The 18,505-nt window shown below is 61.7% G+C and carries 19 protein-coding genes; 11 read left to right on the plus strand and 8 right to left on the minus strand.

Annotation, left to right across the window (positions count from 1 at the left end):
- Positions 1 to 187 precede the first annotated feature (187 nt).
- The 6 genes from rluB to ACI512_RS28740 form a co-directional block, all read right to left on the minus strand.
- Positions 188 to 1,399, minus strand: coding sequence for a 23S rRNA pseudouridine(2605) synthase RluB (gene rluB / locus ACI512_RS28715; protein ID WP_015885577.1), 1,212 nt, complete (start codon positions 1,397 to 1,399; stop codon positions 188 to 190).
- A gap of 144 nt (positions 1,400 to 1,543) precedes the next feature.
- The gene (locus ACI512_RS28720) at positions 1,544 to 1,735 is read right to left on the minus strand and encodes a DUF1289 domain-containing protein (RefSeq protein WP_015885578.1); all 192 of its coding nucleotides are present in this window, start codon (positions 1,733 to 1,735) and stop codon (positions 1,544 to 1,546) included.
- Between the two features lie 146 nt (positions 1,736 to 1,881).
- Complete coding sequence (gene scpB, locus ACI512_RS28725; protein ID WP_236381115.1) at positions 1,882 to 2,814, minus strand: SMC-Scp complex subunit ScpB; 933 nt, start codon at positions 2,812 to 2,814, stop codon at positions 1,882 to 1,884.
- Positions 2,815 to 2,826: 12 nt separating this feature from the next.
- On the minus strand, positions 2,827 to 3,525 hold the full coding sequence (locus ACI512_RS28730; RefSeq protein ID WP_173390412.1) for a ScpA family protein: 699 nt from the start codon (positions 3,523 to 3,525) through the stop codon (positions 2,827 to 2,829).
- A gap of 120 nt (positions 3,526 to 3,645) precedes the next feature.
- Positions 3,646 to 4,275 carry an L-threonylcarbamoyladenylate synthase gene (locus tag ACI512_RS28735; protein ID WP_015885581.1) on the minus strand — a complete coding sequence of 210 codons (630 nt, stop codon included), beginning with the start codon at positions 4,273 to 4,275 and terminating at the stop codon, positions 3,646 to 3,648.
- Between the two features lie 13 nt (positions 4,276 to 4,288).
- Complete coding sequence (locus ACI512_RS28740) at positions 4,289 to 5,152, minus strand: PHP domain-containing protein (RefSeq protein ID WP_236381116.1); 864 nt, start codon at positions 5,150 to 5,152, stop codon at positions 4,289 to 4,291.
- Positions 5,153 to 5,239: 87 nt separating this feature from the next.
- Here ACI512_RS28740 and ACI512_RS28745 point away from each other — a divergent pair, with 87 nt between their 5' ends.
- The 7 genes from ACI512_RS28745 (at position 5,240) to ACI512_RS28775 (ending at position 10,779) form a co-directional block, all read left to right on the plus strand.
- Positions 5,240 to 5,836 (plus strand): septation protein A, encoded by a 597-nt coding sequence (locus tag ACI512_RS28745; protein ID WP_015885583.1) that lies wholly within the window; start codon positions 5,240 to 5,242, stop codon positions 5,834 to 5,836.
- 1 nt (position 5,837) lies between these two features.
- On the plus strand, positions 5,838 to 6,137 hold the full coding sequence (locus tag ACI512_RS28750; RefSeq protein WP_015885584.1) for a YciI family protein: 300 nt from the start codon (positions 5,838 to 5,840) through the stop codon (positions 6,135 to 6,137).
- Between the two features lie 107 nt (positions 6,138 to 6,244).
- The gene (locus ACI512_RS28755) at positions 6,245 to 6,652 is read left to right on the plus strand and encodes a translation initiation factor 2 (protein ID WP_046035291.1); all 408 of its coding nucleotides are present in this window, start codon (positions 6,245 to 6,247) and stop codon (positions 6,650 to 6,652) included.
- A 7-nt stretch (positions 6,653 to 6,659) separates the two neighbouring features.
- Positions 6,660 to 7,337, plus strand: coding sequence for a response regulator transcription factor (locus tag ACI512_RS28760; protein WP_003193803.1), 678 nt, complete (start codon positions 6,660 to 6,662; stop codon positions 7,335 to 7,337).
- Positions 7,338 to 7,515: 178 nt separating this feature from the next.
- Positions 7,516 to 7,980, plus strand: coding sequence for a hypothetical protein (locus ACI512_RS28765; RefSeq protein WP_015885586.1), 465 nt, complete (start codon positions 7,516 to 7,518; stop codon positions 7,978 to 7,980).
- A gap of 65 nt (positions 7,981 to 8,045) precedes the next feature.
- On the plus strand, positions 8,046 to 9,389 hold the full coding sequence (locus ACI512_RS28770; protein ID WP_046035290.1) for a HAMP domain-containing sensor histidine kinase: 1,344 nt from the start codon (positions 8,046 to 8,048) through the stop codon (positions 9,387 to 9,389).
- Positions 9,390 to 9,429: 40 nt separating this feature from the next.
- Positions 9,430 to 10,779 (plus strand): CoA transferase, encoded by a 1,350-nt coding sequence (locus ACI512_RS28775; RefSeq protein WP_236381117.1) that lies wholly within the window; start codon positions 9,430 to 9,432, stop codon positions 10,777 to 10,779.
- A 115-nt stretch (positions 10,780 to 10,894) separates the two neighbouring features.
- On the opposite strand, the gene ACI512_RS28780 is transcribed toward ACI512_RS28775, so the two are convergent.
- Together ACI512_RS28780 and arcD (ACI512_RS28785) are read right to left on the minus strand one after the other, a co-directional pair.
- Complete coding sequence (locus ACI512_RS28780) at positions 10,895 to 11,758, minus strand: DNA-3-methyladenine glycosylase (RefSeq protein ID WP_236381118.1); 864 nt, start codon at positions 11,756 to 11,758, stop codon at positions 10,895 to 10,897.
- A complete protein-coding gene (gene arcD / locus ACI512_RS28785; RefSeq protein WP_236381119.1) occupies positions 11,755 to 13,182 on the minus strand; it encodes an arginine-ornithine antiporter in 1,428 nt (475 codons plus the stop codon). Before arcD (ACI512_RS28785) ends, ACI512_RS28780 begins: the two co-directional genes overlap by 4 nt.
- A 446-nt stretch (positions 13,183 to 13,628) precedes the next feature.
- Between arcD (ACI512_RS28785) and arcD (ACI512_RS28790) the strand changes: the two genes are divergently transcribed.
- From arcD (ACI512_RS28790) to arcC, 4 genes are all read left to right on the plus strand, one after another.
- Complete coding sequence (arcD, locus tag ACI512_RS28790; RefSeq protein ID WP_043205814.1) at positions 13,629 to 15,056, plus strand: arginine-ornithine antiporter; 1,428 nt, start codon at positions 13,629 to 13,631, stop codon at positions 15,054 to 15,056.
- A gap of 24 nt (positions 15,057 to 15,080) precedes the next feature.
- Complete coding sequence (gene arcA / locus ACI512_RS28795; RefSeq protein ID WP_093543191.1) at positions 15,081 to 16,337, plus strand: arginine deiminase; 1,257 nt, start codon at positions 15,081 to 15,083, stop codon at positions 16,335 to 16,337.
- Between the two features lie 69 nt (positions 16,338 to 16,406).
- Complete coding sequence (locus ACI512_RS28800) at positions 16,407 to 17,417, plus strand: ornithine carbamoyltransferase (RefSeq protein WP_015885593.1); 1,011 nt, start codon at positions 16,407 to 16,409, stop codon at positions 17,415 to 17,417.
- Positions 17,418 to 17,574: 157 nt separating this feature from the next.
- The gene (gene arcC, locus ACI512_RS28805) at positions 17,575 to 18,504 is read left to right on the plus strand and encodes a carbamate kinase (RefSeq protein WP_064053728.1); all 930 of its coding nucleotides are present in this window, start codon (positions 17,575 to 17,577) and stop codon (positions 18,502 to 18,504) included.
- Position 18,505: the final 1 nt, after the last annotated feature.

Here is an 18,505-nt window from a genome sequence, read left to right on the forward strand (position 1 = left end):
TGACGTCGATTCCCATAGAGATCCACGGTGGGAAGGGGCTTGCCCCCGATGGCAGTGGGTCAGCTGAAGTATGGGGTGGCTGGCACACCGCTATCGGGGGCAAGCCCCCTCCCACATTTTTGACCGTATTCCAAGGCAAAAAAAAGCGCCAACCCGAAGGTTGGCGTTTTTTTATGCAGCACTTACATCACTGCGGCTTCTTGCGACCAAAACCCGGGCGCTGACCCGAACCGGCCGGGGCGCCACGGCGCTTGCCCGACGGCTCGTCCGCGACCAGTTTCGGGCCAGGGCGCTTGTTGGCCGCCGGCTTGGCTGGACGCTTGGTGCTGGCGTTGTCCGCTGGACGATCGGCTTCACCGCGGTTGCTGCGACCACCCGCCGGGGCAGGACGCGGGGTGCGCGGAGCACGCTCGCCTTCCTGACGCGATGGCGCGGTGGGGCGGCGCTCGCCTTCGATCTGCGGCTCACGCGAGATACGACCGCCGGTCGCCGGTGCATTCAGCGCCGGGCGCAGGGTGCGGGCAACACGTTCGGTGCGAGCCACAGGGCGCGACGATTTACGCTGCATACGCTCGAGCTTGTCTTTGCTCTTGGCGTTCATCTGCGGCATCGCGACCGGCGTCAGGCCGACTTCGGCGCTGAGGATGTCGACTTCGTACTGGCTCATTTCGCGCCAGCGGCCCATCGGCAGGTCGGAGTTGAGGAACACCGGACCGAAACGCACGCGCTTCAGGCGGCTCACCACCAGGCCCTGGGATTCCCACAGGCGACGGACTTCACGGTTGCGGCCTTCCATCACCACGCAGTGGTACCAATGGTTGAAACCTTCACCGCCTGGGGCTTGCTTGATATCGGTGAACTTGGCCGGGCCATCTTCCAGCACCACGCCAGCCTTCAGGCGCTCGATCATTTCGTCATCGACTTCACCGCGTACACGCACGGCGTATTCGCGGTCCATCTCGTAGGACGGGTGCATCAGGCGGTTGGCCAGCTCACCGTCGGTGGTGAACATCAGCAAGCCGGTGGTGTTGATGTCGAGACGGCCAATGTTGATCCAACGACCTTCTTTAGGCTTAGGCATCTTGTCGAACACGGTCGGACGGCCTTCCGGGTCGTCACGGGTGCAGATCTCGCCATCGGGCTTGTTGTACATGATCACGCGGCGCACCGATTCGGCGGCCTCTTCACGCTTGATGACCTTGCCATCAATGGTGATTGCATCGTGCAGGTCGACGCGCTGGCCGAGGGTGGCCTCGACGCCGTTGACCTTGATGCGTTTCTGGGTGATCCAGGCTTCGACGTCGCGGCGCGAGCCCACGCCGATACGCGCCAGCACCTTTTGCAGTTTTTCGCCTGCTGGGCCGATTTCCTGGCTGTCGTTCTGGTCTTTGTCGTTCATCTTAAGCACCTCCCGGTGGGTCGATTCAGGCGTGGCCTGAAGAGTGTTGAAAGCGGGGCTTTGGCCGAATAGCTCGGCAAAGGGTCGCGAATCATACGCGCATGGCGCGCGTTGCGCATCAGAGACTAGTCGATATGCGCCCAGTCATTTGCTTTTCCGCCGACCGGTGGCGCCCAGGGCCAGCAATCGCAGCTCGGCTTCGGCCAAGACGGTACGCTTGTCGGCTTTGTCGAGTTTCTTCCAGGCGCGGATCTCGCGCTTGCTGCGGCCGCAGCCAACGCAGATGTCGTCGTTGAATTTGCAGAGGCTGATGCAGGGGTCTTTGGTGGAGCTCATGTTTTCTCCCTGGTGACGGAGATCAAAATGTGGGAGGGGGCTTGCTCCCGATAGCAGTGTGTCAGTCAGCGGGTTCGCAAGCTGATGCACCGCCATCGGGAGCAAGCCCCCTCCCACATGAGGGCAGTGGCGGTAAATAGATCGCGTCAGTCTTCGAACTGGCGGCGCTCGGCCTCGATCGCTTCGGCCAGGGCCCGGGCTTCGTCTTCCTCATCACTCAGCGGGGGCTGTTCGAGGGCGGCGACGGCGGCGAGAAGTTTCTCGCGGGCTTCGGCCACGCCGAGGATATCTTCTTCGGGCTCAGGCTCAGGTTCGACCTCAGGCTCAACGTCCACGTTCACTTGCGCTTCAGGCTCGGCAGCACCGTCACGCAACAAATCATCAAAGTCGGTCTTGATCCCCTGCTCCATGTCGTCCAGTTCCAGCAACAATGTGTGGAAACTGGTCTCGTCCTTCGGTTCTTCCGGCTCTGCGGTCGCGTCCGCCAGCTCCTGCAGGCTCGCGGGCACCGGCGCGTCGTCGAAATCGAGCACCGGCTCGGCTTCCATCTCGCGCAGCTCGGCCAGCGGCGGTAAATCGTCGAGGTTCTTCAGGTTGAAGTGGTCGAGAAACACCTTGGTGGTGGCAAACATCGCCGGTTTGCCGGGCACGTCGCGGTAACCGACGATACGGATCCACTCGCGCTCCAGCAGGGTCTTGACGATATGGCTGTTGACCGCCACGCCACGCACGTCTTCGATCTCGCCACGGGTGATCGGCTGGCGATAGGCGATCAGCGCCATGGTCTCCAGCATCGCCCGTGAATAACGCTGTGGGCGCTCTTCCCACAAGCGGCCGACCCACGGGGAAAATTTCTCACGTATCTGCAGGCGATAACCTGACGCCACCTCGCGCAATTCAAAGGCACGTCCGTCGCAGGATTTGCGCAGGATCTCCAGCGCCTTCTTGAACACCGGCGGCTCAGGGCGCTCGGCCTCCTCAAAGAGTTCGAACAAGCGCTCCAGGGATTGCGGTTTACCCGAGGCCAGGAGAAAGGCTTCCAGCAATGGGGCCAGTTCGCGGGGTTCAGTCAGATTCATCGATTCAGCTCTTTATTCGGCTCGCGCCCGCACGTGGATAGCCGCAAAAGGCTCATTCTGGACCAGCTCGACCAAGGATTCCTTCACCAACTCGAGGATCGCCATAAAGGTCACCACCACCCCCAGGCGCCCTTCTTCGGCCGTAAACAGCTCGACAAACGGCACGAAGCCGCCGCCCTTGAGGCGCTCCAGCACGTCGCTCATACGCTCACGGGTGGACAGCGCCTCGCGGCTGACCTGGTGGTGCTCAAACATGTCGCCACGGCGCAGGACCTCGGCCATGGACATCAACAATTCTTCCAGGCTCACATCCGGCAGCAACTTGCGCGCACGGGCTTCGGGGGCGTCGAGTTTGGGCACCACCACGTCGCGACCCACACGGCTCAAGCCGTCGATACCTTCGGCGGCGGCCTTGAAACGTTCGTACTCTTGCAGGCGGCGGATCAGTTCGGCGCGCGGGTCGTCCTCTTCAGCTTCGACCGTCTCCGAGCGCGGCAGCAGCATGCGCGACTTGATCTCGGCAAGCATGGCGGCCATCACCAGGTACTCGGCGGCGAGCTCCAGGCGCACCGACTGCATCAGCTCCACATAGCCCATGTACTGGCGAGTGATTTCCGCCACCGGAATATCGAGGATGTTGATGTTCTGCTTGCGGATCAGGTACAGCAACAAGTCCAACGGACCTTCAAAGGCGTCAAGGAAGACTTCCAGCGCGTCCGGCGGAATGTAAAGATCCAGCGGCATTTCCATGACCGCCTGGCCATACACCATGGCAAACGGCAGTTCCTGCTGGGCGCCTGCCTGGGGGTCGACGGTTTCCACGGCCGACATTCAGGCCTCGACCATAAACGGAGCCGGGTCGCCGCAACCCACCCGGATCACTTCCGGTTCGCCATCGGCCAGGTTGATCACGGTGGACGCCTTGCCGCCGCCGAAACCGCCGTCGATGATCAGGTCGACCTGTTTTTCCAGCAATTGGCGCATTTCGTACGGGTCTTCCAGCGGTTCGGTATCGCCGGGCATGATCAACGACACGCTCATCAGCGGCTCACCCAGCTCGGCCAACAGTGCCAGGGCGATGGGGTGCTCCGGCACCCGCAGGCCGATGGTGCGCTTCTTCGGGTGCAACAGCAGGCGCGGCACCTCGCGGGTGGCGTTCAGAATAAAGGTGTAGGGCCCTGGCGTGTGGGCCTTGAGCAGGCGGAAGGTGCCGGTGTCGACCTTGGCGAACAGCCCCAGCTGGGACAGGTCGCTGCAGATCAGCGCAAAGTTGTGCTTGTCGTCCAGTTGACGCAGACGTCTTACACGCTCGACCGCGCCTTTGTCGCCGATCTGGCAACCAATGGCGTAGGAAGAGTCGGTTGGGTAGATCACCACGCCACCGGCGCGAATGATCTCGACGGCCTGTTTAATCAGGCGCGCCTGGGGGTTTTCCGGATGAATCTGGAAGAATTGACTCACGTGGTCTACCTGTTCAGACGGTGGCAATAATGGGGTCATGCTTGAATCGCCCCCACAAGAGCGGCAAGTCTTCCGGGACGGGGCGATACTCGCCGATCTCGGACCAGCCGCCTGGGCCATGAAAATCACTGCCGGCACTGACCAGCAGACCAAATTCGCGGGCAAGAATCGCCAGGCTGCCGACCTGTTCGGCGGGTTGATGCCCGTTGACCACTTCGATTGCGTGGCCGCCCGCTCCAATATAGTCGGCAATCAGCTTGCGACGCTTGCTGCGGGTGAAATCGTAATGCCAGGGATGCGCCAGGCTGACCCAGGCCCCAGAGGCGCGCAGGGTCTGGACGGTGTCTTCCAGGGTCGGCCAATGTTGCTTCACATCCCCCAACTTGCCGGCGCCCAACCACTTGCGAAAGGCTTCGGCACGGTCCTTGACGAAACCTTCCCGCACCATCCAGTCGGCAAAGTGCGGTCGGGCCGGTGCATTGCCGCTGTCACCCAGTTCCTGCTGGATGGCGCGGGCGCCTTCGAGCGCTCCAGGCATGCCTTTAAGGCTGAGCTTGCGGCTTATTTCTTCGGACCGCAGCCAGCGGCCATCGTGCAATTGGGCGATGGCCGCGACCAAAGGCGCGGCGTTTTGATCGAAACCGTAGCCGAGCACATGAATGGTGGCGCCGCCCCAGGTGCAGGACAACTCCACACCGTTGACCAGTTGCATGCCCAGTGAATGGGCGGCTTCGCGGGCTTCGTCGAGGCCTTCGAGGGTGTCGTGGTCGGTCAAGGACAGGACTCGCACGCCTTTTTCAAACGCACGCGCAACCAGTACCGCGGGCGCCAGGGCGCCGTCGGAGGCCGTGCTGTGGCAGTGCAAATCGACATTCACGGGGATGTGTAACCTCAAGTCAGCTGGCGCTTTCGCTACCAAGGATGTTTGTTATTATGCCGCCACATCCAGCTTCTGGCTCTTACTGTGAAACAATTCATCGACTTCATCCCGCTGTTGCTGTTTTTCATCGTCTACAAACTCGACCCCAGGGTCATCGATCTGGCCGGCCATGAGCTGACGTTCGGGGGCATCTACAGCGCCACCGCCGTGCTTATCATCAGCTCCGTCGTGGTCTACGGCGCCATCTTCATCTCCCAGCGCAAACTGGAAAAAAGCCAATGGCTGACCCTGGTCGCCTGCCTGGTCTTCGGCAGCCTGACCCTGGCCTTCCACAGTGAAACCTTCCTTAAATGGAAAGCCCCGGTGGTGAACTGGCTGTTCGCCCTGGCGTTCATCGGCAGCCATTTCATCGGTGACCGCCTGTTGATCAAGCGGATCATGGGCCATGCGTTGACCCTGCCGGAGCCGGTGTGGACGCGTTTGAACGTAGCCTGGATCGTGTTCTTCCTGTTCTGCGGCGCCGCCAACCTGTTCGTGGCATTCACGTTCCAGGACTACTGGGTCGACTTCAAAGTCTTCGGCAGCCTGGGCATGACCGTGCTGTTCCTGGTTGCCCAGGGTATTTACCTGTCACGTCATCTGCATGACGCCGATCCCACCACGCCAAAAACCGAGGACTGACATGCTCTACGCCATCATTGCCACCGACGTTGCCAACTCGCTGGAAAAACGCCTGAGCGTGCGCCCAGCTCACGTCGAACGGCTGAAACAGCTGCAAGCCGAAGGACGTATCGTGTTGGCCGGCCCACACCCTGCGGTGGACAGCAATGACCCGGGCGATGCCGGTTTCACCGGTAGCCTGATCGTTGCCGAGTTCGCGTCCCTGGCCGATGCACAGGCCTGGGCCAAGGCTGACCCTTACGTCGCGGCCGGCGTTTACGCCGACGTCGTGATCAAACCGTTCAAGCAAGTCCTGCCTTGATCAAAAGGCGTGCCGAACCTATTCGGTTCGGCGAACGCCTAATTGCTCATTATTCTGGGTAACCTGCCGACAACGTTCTGAATATTCGTGTGGAATCAGGAGTTCCGATGCGCTTACGTCAGTTGTGTCTGTTGGCAGTGTTAATGATCGGGGCTACGGCCCACGCTGAAGAAACCTCGAACACCGGCAGTTCCACGCCCCTGTCCTTGAGTGCCGGCGCCCAGATCAGCGAGTTGCAGCAACGTTTGAAAGAAAGCGAACGCCAGCGTGAAGAACTGAGCAAGCAACTGCAAAGTGCTGACGCTACCCGCGAGAGCGCCCAATTGAATCGCCTTCGCCAAGAGAACCAACGCCTGGCCCAGCAACTCAAAGAGACACAGGGCGGGGCCTTGACCCGATGGCTGACCGAGCAACAACAGTGGTTCGTCACCGGCGGGGCCGTCGCACTGATCGCCCTGCTGTGCGGGATCTTCGCCAGCGGTGGGCACCGTCGCCGTCGACAATGGCTAAATTGAGTGAGTCATGAGCGAGCTGTTACTGATAGATGATGACCAGGAGCTCTGCGAGCTGCTGACCAGTTGGTTGAGCCAGGAAGGCTTCCAGGTGCGCGCCTGCCATGACGGCTTGAGCGCCCGCAAAGCCTTGGCCGACAGCGCCCCGGCAGCGGTGGTGCTTGACGTAATGCTGCCCGACGGCAGCGGCCTTGAGCTGCTCAAGCAATTGCGCAACGACCACCCCGAGCTGCCGGTGCTGATGCTGTCGGCCCGCGGCGAACCGCTGGACCGTATCCTCGGCCTGGAACTGGGCGCCGATGATTACCTGGCCAAGCCCTGCGACCCCCGCGAGCTCACCGCCCGCCTGCGCGCGGTACTGCGCCGCAGCCACCCGGCGGCCGTGTCTACCCAGCTGGAGCTGGGTGACCTGTGCTTCAGCCCGGTACGCGGCGTGGTCAGCATCGATGAACAGGAATTTGCGCTCACCGTCTCCGAAAGCCGATTGCTGGAAGCTTTGCTGCGCCAGCCCGGCGAACCGTTGGACAAACAGGAACTGGCGCAGATTGCCCTGGGCCGTAAGCTGACCCTTTACGATCGCAGCCTGGACATGCACGTGAGTAACCTGCGCAAAAAGATCGGCCCACACCCGGATGGCCGGCCACGGATCGTGGCGTTGCGCAGTCGCGGTTACTACTACAGCCTCTAACGCTCCCAGCATTCCACTGTAGAGGCTGGCGTGTTTGGAGTATTCAAACCCAAGGGTTTTGTCAGTTCGCAACAAAACCCTCTTTACCCAAGCTTTACGCACACCTGACCGCCGCTGACCTTGATCTCCGTAATCTACTCACATCCGGACTCACCGGAATAGAGACAGGAGAATCACCATGCGCAAGACCCTTATCGCTTTGATGTTCGCCGCTGCCCTGCCGACCGTTGCCATGGCTGCAATGCCCGAAGGCCCCGGCCCAATGGGCGGCCCAGAAGGCCACATGATGGGTGGCCCGGGCCACGGCGGTGAACACGGTCCGCGCGGCAAAGGCGGCCCTTTCAGCCAACTGGACCTGAGCAAAGAGCAGCGCGAGCAGATCGGCAAACTGATGGGCGACCAATGGCATGCTCGCAAGGACCTGACCAAAAAGTACCTGGATAAACTGCCCGCTGCCGACCAGAAAGCCATGCAGGACGAAATAGCCGCCGGCAAGCAGAAAACCCAGGCTGACATCCGTGCCGTGCTGAAGCCCGATCAGCAGAAAAAATTCGACGAGATCGTCAAGAAGCAAGAACAGCGCCGCGCCGAATGGAAGGAATTCCAAGCCTGGAAAGCGCAACAGCCGCAAAAAGCGCAATAATGCCCCCGTAACGCTCCCAGCCCAGTGGCTCCCGCCACTGGGCTTTTCCTGTTTGAGGGTTTCCTGTGCGTTCATTGTTCTGGCGCATCCTGGCCAGCTTCTGGCTGGCCATCGCCTTGGTTGCCGGGTTGTCGATCCTGCTTGGGCACATGCTTAATCAAGATGCCTGGATTCTCAGCCGTCACCCCGGCCTCAATAACCTGGCCGAAGAGTGGACCCAACTCTACGAAGCCCAGGGTGAAGACGCTGCCCAGGATTTGCTGCAACAGCGCAAACGCCAGTATCACATCGATGTGCAGGTACTGAACGAAAGCGGCGAGCCGGTGGTGCGCGGTACGTTCCCGCGCCGCGCCGCCGCTTTCGAGGCCCGGCAGAACGACAGCAATGACGGCCACCTGCCTTGGCGCCGCCTGACCGCTGAATACACCAGTGAGAAGACCGGCGACACTTACCTGTTGATCTACCGCATCCCACACCCGGAGCTGGACGAATGGCACCGCAGCAGCCTGGCATGGCCGTTAATGGCATTGGTCGTCGCCTTGGTGGTGTTGACCCTGTTCAGCCTGTTCGTCACGCTGTCCATCACGCGCCCGTTGAGCCGCCTGCGCGGTGCCGTGCATGACCTTGGCCAAGCCACTTACCAGCAAAACAGCCTGGCGCAGCTGGCCAACCGACGCGATGAGTTCGGCGTGCTGGCCACCGACTTCAACCGCATGGGCGCGCGCCTGCAAAGCCTGATCGGCAGCCAGCGCCAGTTGCTGCGCGACGTGTCCCACGAACTGCGTTCGCCCCTGGCCCGCCTGCGCATCGCCCTGGCCCTGGCCGAACGCGCCAGCCCCGAGGAACGCGAAAAACTCTGGCCTCGCCTGACCCGCGAATGTGATCGCCTGGAGGCACTGATCAGCGAGATCCTGGTATTGGCCCGCGTCGATGCCGACAACGCCAGCGCCGAAGAGATCGACCTCAACCCGTTGCTCAAGACCCTGCAAAAGGACGCCCAACTCAGCGCCCCGGACCAGGTGGTGCAGCTCACCACCGATACCGAACTGCACCTCAAGGGGTGGCCGACCATGATCGAACGGGCAGTGGATAACCTGCTGCGCAACGCCCAGCGCTTCAACCCGCCGGGCCAGCCGATCGAGTTACACGCCCACCTTCACGGCGAGCATATTGTGATCAGCGTGCGCGACCACGGCCCCGGCGTTGATGCCGAGCACCTGAGCCAATTGGGCGAACCGTTCTACCGCGCCCCTGGCCAGACCGCACAAGGCCACGGCCTGGGCCTGGCGATTGCCCGGCGCGCCGCCGAGCGCCATGGCGGCAGCCTGTTCCTGGCCAATCATGCCCAAGGCGGTTTTATCGCCAGTATCGACCTGCCGCTGGAGCCTGGGGTTGTCACACCGGCCTGATGATCTTCTATAGTGGCCCTTCTATTATGGAGGGCCTTTGATGACTGACCTGCTGACTCCCATCCAAGCCGCACTCGACCTGCCACACACCCCGCTGACGTTGACCGAAGCCGGCGCCCTGCCCTCGACCTTTGCCGTGACCGACCTGGCCTGCGCCAGCATCGGTGCCGCCGGCCAGGCCGTGGCCCAGTTGATCCAGCAACAGACCGGGCGATTGCCCGGCGTCAGCGTGGACCGCCGCCTCGCGTCCTTCTGGTTCTCCTCCTCGATTCGCCCGGTAGGCTGGGAAACCCCACCGCTGTGGGACCCGGTGGCTGGCGACTACGCCAGCGCCGATGGCTGGATTCGCCTGCACACCAACGCGCCCCATCACCGCGCCGCCGCCGAGCGGGTGTTGGGAAAAGCCGCCGACCGCAGCGAGATGGCCGCCTATGTTGCCAAGTGGAAGGCTGCTGAGTTGGAGCAGGCGATTGTCGATGAGGGTGGCTGCGCGGCGCAGATGCGTTCGTGGCAGGCATGGCAGTCGCATCCCCAAGGGTTGGCGGTGAATGCCGAGGCGTTGGTGCAGCGCCAGACCTATCAAACCACCCCCGACAAAGCCTGGCTCGGCTCGGTGGCGCGGCCGCTGGCGGGCCTCAAGGTCCTGGACCTGACCCGCGTACTGGCCGGCCCCGTGGCCAGTCGTTTTCTCGCGGGCCTGGGCGCCGATGTGCTGCGCATCGACTCCCCGAGCTGGAACGAACCTGGCGTGGTGCCGGAAATGACCCTGGGCAAACGCTGCGCCCGCCTGGATCTCAAGAGTGCCGAAGGCCGCCGGATTTTCGCCAGCCTCCTCCAAGACACCGACATCCTGTTCCACGGCTACCGCGCCGACGCCCTGGAGCAACTGGGCTACACCGCCAGCGCCCTGCAAACCCTCGCCCCAGGCCTGATCGACGTGAGCCTGAACGCCTACGGCTGGAGCGGCCCGTGGCGCAATCGCCGGGGTTTCGACAGCCTGGTGCAGATGAGCAGCGGGATTGCCGCGGCGGGCATGGCCTGGAAACACGCGGACAAACCGGTGCCGCTGCCGTTGCAGGCGCTGGATCACGCCACCGGGTACTTGATGGCGGCCAGTGCGCTTCAAGCCTTGAGCGAACGCTTGAAATCCGGGCGTGGCGGTTCGGCGCGGTTGTCGTTGGCGCGTACGGCAAAATTGTTGGTGGAGGCAGGACAGGTGCCGGAGCAGCCGGCGTTGCGAGCCGAGGAAGCGAGCGATCAAGGGCTGGTGGTTGAACAGACTGCGTGGGGCCCGGCGCATCGTTTGCTTGCGCCGGTGACCATCAGCGGTACACCGTTGCAGTGGGATCTGGCGGCAGGCGAATTGGGGTCACACCGGGCGCAGTGGTGAACCGACTGCCGCGATCGGGGGCAAGCCCCCTCCCACATTTTGACCACCTTCCAACGGATGTACTTGGTCAAGTGTGGGAGCTGGCTTGCCTGCGATGAGGCCAGTACAGACAGTATCAATCTGATCGCTGCAACGACGTCCACAAATGTTGCGCCGCATACGCCCTCAGCGGCCGCCACGCCTCAGCCCGCGCCAACAACTGCCGGGCAGACACCGGCCCGCCCTCCAGCGCCGCCAGCGCATTGATCAGCCCGATATCCCCCGACGCAAACGCATCCGCTTCGCGCATCTGGCGCATGGCGATGTACTGCGCCGTCCAATCGCCAATCCCCGGCAACGCGACCAGCCTGGTGATGCCCTCCTTGAGGCTGGCCTTGGGTTCGAACACCTCAGGATCATCCAGCAATGCCTGGGCGACACCTGACAACGTGCGCCCACGCGCCTTGGGCATGCCAAGGCTGGCCAGGTCCGCCACGGCCAAGACTTCAGCCGTGGGGAACACATGGGTGATACCGGCGTAAGGCGTTTCCAGCGGTTGGCCGTAGTGCGCCACCAACTTGCCCGCCAGGCGAATGGCCGCCACCACGGTGATCTGCTGGCCCAGCACTGCACGAATCGCCAGCTCCAGCCCGTCCCAGGTGCCCGGTACGCGCAAGCCCGGACGGGCCGCAACCAACCGGGCCATCAATGGGTCGGTCGCCAGCTGCGCATTGATCTGCTGGGGTTGGGCGTCCAGATCAAACATCTTGCGCAAGCGGCGCTCGATCTCGGGCAACGCCGCCCCCTCTGGAAACTCCACGCCCACATCCAACCCATCGCCAGTCCCCGGCGCCACAGTGATCCAGCCATGCCGTCCCTCGACGCTGATGCTGCGCCGATACACGCCCGCCTCCACGGTCTCCATCCCAGCGATCGCCCGCGCCGACAGAAAGCCCAACATTGCCGCCCAGTCATACGGTGGCTGATACGCCAATCTCACAACGACAACACCCCGCTGTACAACCCATACGCCGCCAGCCCCGCGCCAGTGACCACGCAGCTGAAAATGCCTTTTTCCAGGTGGGTAAACAAGGGCTGGCCCTGCTCACGCTTGGCCAGGGCAAACAGGATCACGCCCGGTGCATACAGCAACGCCGACAGCAGCAGGTACTTCAAACCGCCGGCGTAGAGCAGCCACACCGCGTAGCCGAGGGCAACCAGGCCAACCAGCAAGTCCTTCATGCGCTGGCCGTGGGCGCCTTCGTAGGTTTCGCCGCGCCCACTCAATAACACGGCATAGGCCGCCGACCACAGGTACGGCACCAGGATCATCGACGAGGCGAGGTAAATCAGGGTGGTGTAGGTGCTGTGGGAAAACAGCGTGATCACCAGGAAAACCTGGATCATCACATTGGTCAGCCACAACGCGTTGACCGGCACCTGGTTGGCGTTTTCCTTTTTCAGGAAGGCCGGCATGGTCTTGTCCTGGGCCGTGGCATAGAGGATCTCGGCGCAAAGCAAGGCCCAGGACAGCAAGGCGCCGAGCAGGGAAACCGCCAAGCCGATGCTGATCGCCATCGCGCCCCAGGGGCCGACAATATGTTCGAGCACGCCGGCCAGGGACGGGTTCTGCAATTGCGCAAGTTCCGGCTGGCTCATGATCCCCAGAGACAGCACGTTCACCAGCACCAGCAAGGCCAGCACCCCAAGAAAACCGATCACCGTGGCGCGGCCCACGTCCGAGCGTTTCTCGGCCCGCGCCGAATACACGCTGGCGCCTTCGATACCAATAAACACAAATACGGTGACCAGCATCATGTTGCGCACCTGGTCCACCACGTTGCCGATGTTCGGGTTGCCCAGGCCCCAGATATCCCGAGTGAAAATATCGGCCTTGAACGCCACACCCGCGATCACGATAAACATCAGCAACGGTACGATCTTCGCCACGGTGGTGACCTGGTTGATGAACGCCGCCTCCTTGATCCCGCGCAGCACCAGGAAATGCACGGCCCACAGCAGCAACGACGCACACCCAATGGCCACCGGCGTGTTGCCCTGGCCGAACAGCGGAAAAAAGTAACCCAGGGTACTGAACAGCAACACGAAGTAACCGACGTTGCCCATCCATGCACTGATCCAATAGCCCCAGGCCGACGAGAACCCCATGTAGTCACCGAAGCCCGCCTTTGCGTAGGCATACACGCCCGAATCCAGGTTGGGTTTGCGATTGGCCAGGGTCTGGAACACGAACGCGAGGGTCAGCATACCGACCGCGGTGATCGCCCAGCCGATCAACACCGCCCCCACCTCCGCACGCGCGGCCATATTCTGCGGCAACGAAAAAATCCCACCGCCGATCATCGACCCCACCACCAGGGCAATCAGGGCGCTGAGTCGAAGTTTTTGAACGGGTTGAGACATGAACACTCCTGATTAAATAAAAGTTTTGACTGATAACCGCGCACTCAACTGATTAATCCAGCGCGTGTAGCGTTATTAGGGACCGCGATAAAAGTGCCCTGCTCATAACCCAGCGGCATGACAGTTTATATATTTTAAGCTTATTTATAATTTAAATACGGACGATCATTCGTCGCATCCAAGCTACTTACTGTCGCATTCCCGGAAAGTTTGCACATTCCTGAAAAAGGTCTAGTTTAAATCCTCCATACGCAGCACTAAATGATTAATCAACACGCAGAGATCGCTCTGGAAAGCGTCTTTGCGCGGAAAACCATTGCCCTGGACTTTCCACCCTAAGTCATTAATTCACAATGGAATGTGCCAATGAAGTGATCTGAGTCAGCTGTTTGATTAGCGCACGGATTTATTCTGTGGTCTCTCTTCTCCTGCATTGGAGTTATGCGATGTCTGAATCTCCCGGAAAACTTCGATTGGGCGCACTGGTTGCACTTGTCGTCGGCTCAATGATTGGCGGCGGGATCTTTTCACTCCCGCAAAATATGGCCGCCAGTGCCGATGTCGGTGCGGTATTGATTGGTTGGGTGATTACCGCCATCGGCATGTTGACCCTCGCCTTTGTGTTCCAGACCCTCGCCAACCGCAAGCCCGACCTCGACGGCGGGGTGTACGCCTATGCCAAGGCTGGTTTCGGCGACTACATGGGCTTTTCATCAGCCTGGGGCTACTGGATCAGCGCGTGGCTGGGCAACGTTGGCTACTTCGTGTTGCTGTTCAGCACCCTCGGCTATTTCTTCCCGATCTTTGGCGAAGGCAATACGCCGGCGGCGGTGATCGGTGCTTCGGTGCTGCTGTGGGCCGTACATTTCCTGGTGCTGCGCGGCATCAAGGAAGCCGCGTTCATCAACCTGGTGACTACCGTCGCCAAAGTGGTGCCGCTGGTGCTGTTCGTGCTGATCGCCGTGTTCGCGTTCAAGCTGGATATCTTCACCGCTGACATCTGGGGCGTGAAAAACCCGGACCTGGGCAGCGTGATGAACCAGGTGCGCAACATGATGCTGGTCACCGTGTGGGTGTTTATCGGCATCGAAGGCGCGAGCATCTTCTCGTCCCGTGCGGAAAAACGCTCTGACGTCGGCAAGGCTACCGTCATCGGTTTTATCACCGTGCTGCTGTTCCTGATGCTGGTGAACGTGTTGTCCCTGGGCATCATGACCCAACCGGAACTGGCCAAGCTGCAGAACCCGTCGATGGCCGCCGTGCTGGAGCATGTGGTGGGCCACTGGGGCGCGGTGCTGATCAGCGTCGGCTTGATCATCTCGCTGCTGGGGGCGCTGCTGTCGTGGGTGCTGCTGTGTGCGGAGATCATGTTCGCCGCCGCCAAGGACCACACCATGCCGGAGTTCCTGCGCAAGGAAAACGCCAACCACGTACCGGTCAACGCGCTGTGGCTGACCAACGCGATGGTCCAGATTTTCCTGGTGATCACGCTGTTTTCCGCCAGCACTTACCTGTCGCTGATCTACCTCGCCACCTCGATGATCCTGGTGCCTTACCTGTGGTCGGCGGCCTACGCCCTGCTGCTGGCGGTGCGCGGCGAAACCTACGAAACCGCCCTGGCCGAGCGCAAGAAGGACCTGTTCATCGGCGCCGTCGCGCTGATCTACGCGGTCTGGCTGCTCTATGCCGGCGGCACCAAATACCTGCTGCTTTCGGCCCTGCTCTACGCCCCCGGCGCGATCCTGTTCGCCAAGGCCAAGCGTGAACTGGGCAAACCGATTTTCACCAACGTCGAGAAGCTGATTTTCGCTGCAGTGGTCGCAGGCGCCCTGGTGGCTGCTTATGGCCTCTACGACGGCTTCCTGACCTTGTAATTGTGTCTCACTGGAGGATCTGTAATGACCACGGAAAAAGTGAAGTACGGCGTACATTCCGAAGCCGGCAAACTGCGCAAAGTCATGGTGTGCTCCCCAGGTTTGGCCCATCAGCGGCTGACCCCCAATAACTGCGATGAACTGCTGTTCGATGACGTGCTGTGGGTGGCCCAGGCCAAGCGCGACCACTTCGACTTCGTCACCAAGATGCGCGAGCGGGACATTGATGTGCTGGAAATGCACAACCTGCTCACCGACATCGTCGCCATCCCCGAAGCCCTGGACTGGATCCTGGAGCGCAAGATCACCTCCAACACCGTAGGCCTGGGCCTGGTCGAGGAAGTCAGTTCGTGGCTGCGCAGCCTGGAGCCGCGCAAGATCGCCGAGTTCCTGATCGGTGGCGTGTCGGCCGATGACCTGCCAAGCAGCTTCGGTGGCAAGACCATCGAGATGTTCCGCGACTTCCTCGGCCACGCCAGTTTCATTCTGCCGCCGCTGCCCAACACCCAGTTCACCCGCGACACCACCTGCTGGATCTACGGCGGTGTGACGCTCAACCCGATGTACTGGCCGGCGCGACGCCAGGAAACCCTGCTGGCCAGCGCCATCTACAAATTCCACCCGGAGTTCACCCACGCGGACTTCCAGATCTGGTACGGCGATCCCGACCAGGAACACGGTGCCGCCACGCTGGAAGGCGGCGACGTCATGCCAATTGGCAATGGCGTGGTGTTGATCGGCATGGGCGAGCGCTCGTCCCACCAGGCCATCGGCCAACTGGCGCGCAACCTGTTCAAGAACAAAGCCGTGGAGCGCGTGATCGTGGCCGGCCTGCCGAAATCCCGCGCAGCGATGCACCTGGACACGGTGTTCAGCTTCTGCGACCGCGACCTGGTCACCGTCTTCCCTGAAGTGGTCAACCAGATCGTGCCCTTCACCCTGCGCCCAGATGACAGCAAGCCACACGGCATCGACATCCAACGGGAGAAAACCAACTTCCTCGACACCGTCGCCGCAGCCCTCAACCTCAAGGCGCTGCGCGTGGTCGAGACCGGCGGCAACAGCTTCGCCGCCGAACGCGAGCAATGGGACGACGGCAACAACGTGGTGGCCGTGGAGCCTGGCGTGGTGATCGGCTACGACCGCAACACCTACACCAACACCCTGCTGCGCAAGGCGGGCGTGGAAGTGATCACCATCAGCGCCGGTGAACTCGGGCGTGGCCGCGGCGGCGGTCACTGCATGACCTGCCCGATCATCCGCGACCCTATCGACTATTAATTTCCAGGCCTTGGCCGTCGCCCATAAGGCGCCGGCCAAGGGGATAACCTAAACAGAAGGAGATCCATCATGGCTTTCAACATGCGCAACCGCAGCCTGCTCTCGCTGATGCACCACACCACCCGCGAGCTGAACTACCTGCTGGACCTGTCCCGCGACCTCAAGCGCGCCAAATACACCGGCACCGAGCGTCCGCACCTGCAGGGCAAAAACATCGCGCTGATCTTCGAAAAAACCTCGACCCGCACCCGCTGCGCCTTCGAAGTGGCGGCCCATGACCAGGGCGCCCACGTCACCTACATCGACCCGGTGTCGTCGCAGATCGGCCACAAAGAAAGCATGAAAGACACCGCCCGCGTACTGGGCCGGATGTTCGACGCCATCGAATACCGTGGCTTCGAACAGGAAATCGTCGAAGAGCTGGCCAAGTTCGCCGGCGTGCCGGTGTTCAACGGCCTCACCGCCGAATTCCACCCGACCCAAATGATCGCCGACACCCTGACCATGCGCGAGCACAGCGACAAACCGCTGCATGACATCAGCTACGCCTACCTGGGCGATGCGCGCTACAACATGGGCAACTCACTGCTGATGATCGGCGCCAAGCTGGGCATGGACGTGCGCATCGGCGCACCGAAAGCCCTGTGGCCGCACGAGGATTTCATCAAGCAATGCCAGGCGTTCGCCGAGGAAAGCGGCGCGCGTATCACCATCACCGAAGACCCGAAGGAAGCGGTCAAGGGCGTGGACTTCATCCACACCGATATCTGGGTGTCCATGGGTGAGCCGGTGGAAGCGTGGGATGAGCGCATCGAGCAACTGCTGCCGTACCAGGTCAACGCCAAGATGATGAAAGCTTCGGGCAACCCTCGGGTGAAGTTCATGCACTGCCTGCCGGCCTTCCACAACAGCGAAACCAAGGTGGGCAAGGACATCGCCGCGCGTTATCCGAACCTGGCCAATGGCGTGGAAGTGACCGAGGAAGTGTTCGAATCGCCGGCCAATATCGCGTTTGAGCAGGCGGAAAACCGCATGCATACCATCAAGGCGATTCTGGTGTCGGCGTTGGCGGATATCTAAATTTTAATGCCGGAACGCACTCAATGTGGGAGGGGGCTTGCTCCCGATGGCGGTGGTTCAGGTACAAATCTATCGCCTGACACACCGCCATCGGGAGCAAACCCCCTCCCACAATGGGTCCGGTGTTCACAACGATGAATTCTAGAAGGATTGCATTATGCGCATCGTCGTAGCCCTGGGCGGCAACGCCCTGCTCCGCCGTGGTGAACCCATGACGGCGGACAACCAACGCGCCAATATCCGCATCGCCACCGAACAGATCGCCAAGATCCATGCCGGCAACGAGCTGGTGATCGCCCACGGCAATGGCCCGCAAGTCGGCCTGCTGTCGTTGCAGGCGGCGGCCTACACCCAGGTGTCGCCTTACCCGCTGGACGTGCTCGGCGCCGAGACCGAAGGCATGATCGGCTACATCATCGAACAGGAACTGGGCAACCTGCTGGACTTCGAAGTGCCCTTCGCCACCCTGCTCACCCAGGTCGAAGTCGACGCCAAGGACCCGGCCTTCCAGAACCCGACCAAACCCATCGGCCCGGTGTACTCCAAAGCCGAAGCGGAAAAACTCGCCGCCGAAAAAGGCTGGGCGATTGCACCGGATGGTGACAAGTACCGCCGCGTGGTCGCCAGCCCACGGCCCAAACGCATCTTTGAAATTCGCCCGATCAAGTGGCTGCTGGAAAAAAACGCCATTGTGATCTGCGCCGGCGGTGGTGGCATCCCGACGATGTATGGCGACGACGGTAAGCTCAAAGGCATCGAAGCGGTGATCGACAAGGACCTGTGCTCCTCCTTGCTGGCCGCGCAACTGGGCGCCGATCTGCTGGTGATCGCCACCGACGTCAACGCCGCGTTTATCGACTACGGTAAGCCGACCCAGAAAGCCATCGGCCAGGCCCACCCCGACGACCTGGAAAAACTCGGCTTCGCCGCCGGCTCCATGGGCCCCAAGGTCCAAGCCGCCTGTGAGTTCGCCCGCCAGACTGGCAAAACCGCCGTCATCGGTTCACTCTCGGACATCGAAGCCATCGTCCAGGGCAGCGCCGGCACGCGCATCAGCACGGCAACACCTGGCATCACCTATCTGTGAA

It is taken from the genome of Pseudomonas petroselini (assembly GCF_045037875.1).
GTDB classification, from domain to species: Bacteria; Pseudomonadota; Gammaproteobacteria; order Pseudomonadales; family Pseudomonadaceae; genus Aquipseudomonas; species Aquipseudomonas petroselini.

Coding starts and splice junctions, on each gene's coding strand:
- rluB (WP_015885577.1), bottom strand. CDS start 1,399: ATGAACGACAAAGACCAGAACGACAGCCAGGAAATCGGCCCAGCAGGC.
- ACI512_RS28720 (WP_015885578.1), bottom strand. CDS start 1,735: ATGAGCTCCACCAAAGACCCCTGCATCAGCCTCTGCAAATTCAACGAC.
- scpB (WP_236381115.1), bottom strand. CDS start 2,814: ATGAATCTGACTGAACCCCGCGAACTGGCCCCATTGCTGGAAGCCTTT.
- ACI512_RS28750 (WP_015885584.1), top strand. CDS start 5,838: ATGCTCTACGCCATCATTGCCACCGACGTTGCCAACTCGCTGGAAAAA.
- ACI512_RS28755 (WP_046035291.1), top strand. CDS start 6,245: ATGCGCTTACGTCAGTTGTGTCTGTTGGCAGTGTTAATGATCGGGGCT.
- ACI512_RS28760 (WP_003193803.1), top strand. CDS start 6,660: ATGAGCGAGCTGTTACTGATAGATGATGACCAGGAGCTCTGCGAGCTG.
- ACI512_RS28765 (WP_015885586.1), top strand. CDS start 7,516: ATGCGCAAGACCCTTATCGCTTTGATGTTCGCCGCTGCCCTGCCGACC.
- ACI512_RS28775 (WP_236381117.1), top strand. CDS start 9,430: ATGACTGACCTGCTGACTCCCATCCAAGCCGCACTCGACCTGCCACAC.
- arcD (WP_236381119.1), bottom strand. CDS start 13,182: ATGTCTCAACCCGTTCAAAAACTTCGACTCAGCGCCCTGATTGCCCTG.
- arcD (WP_043205814.1), top strand. CDS start 13,629: ATGTCTGAATCTCCCGGAAAACTTCGATTGGGCGCACTGGTTGCACTT.
- arcA (WP_093543191.1), top strand. CDS start 15,081: ATGACCACGGAAAAAGTGAAGTACGGCGTACATTCCGAAGCCGGCAAA.
- ACI512_RS28800 (WP_015885593.1), top strand. CDS start 16,407: ATGGCTTTCAACATGCGCAACCGCAGCCTGCTCTCGCTGATGCACCAC.
- arcC (WP_064053728.1), top strand. CDS start 17,575: ATGCGCATCGTCGTAGCCCTGGGCGGCAACGCCCTGCTCCGCCGTGGT.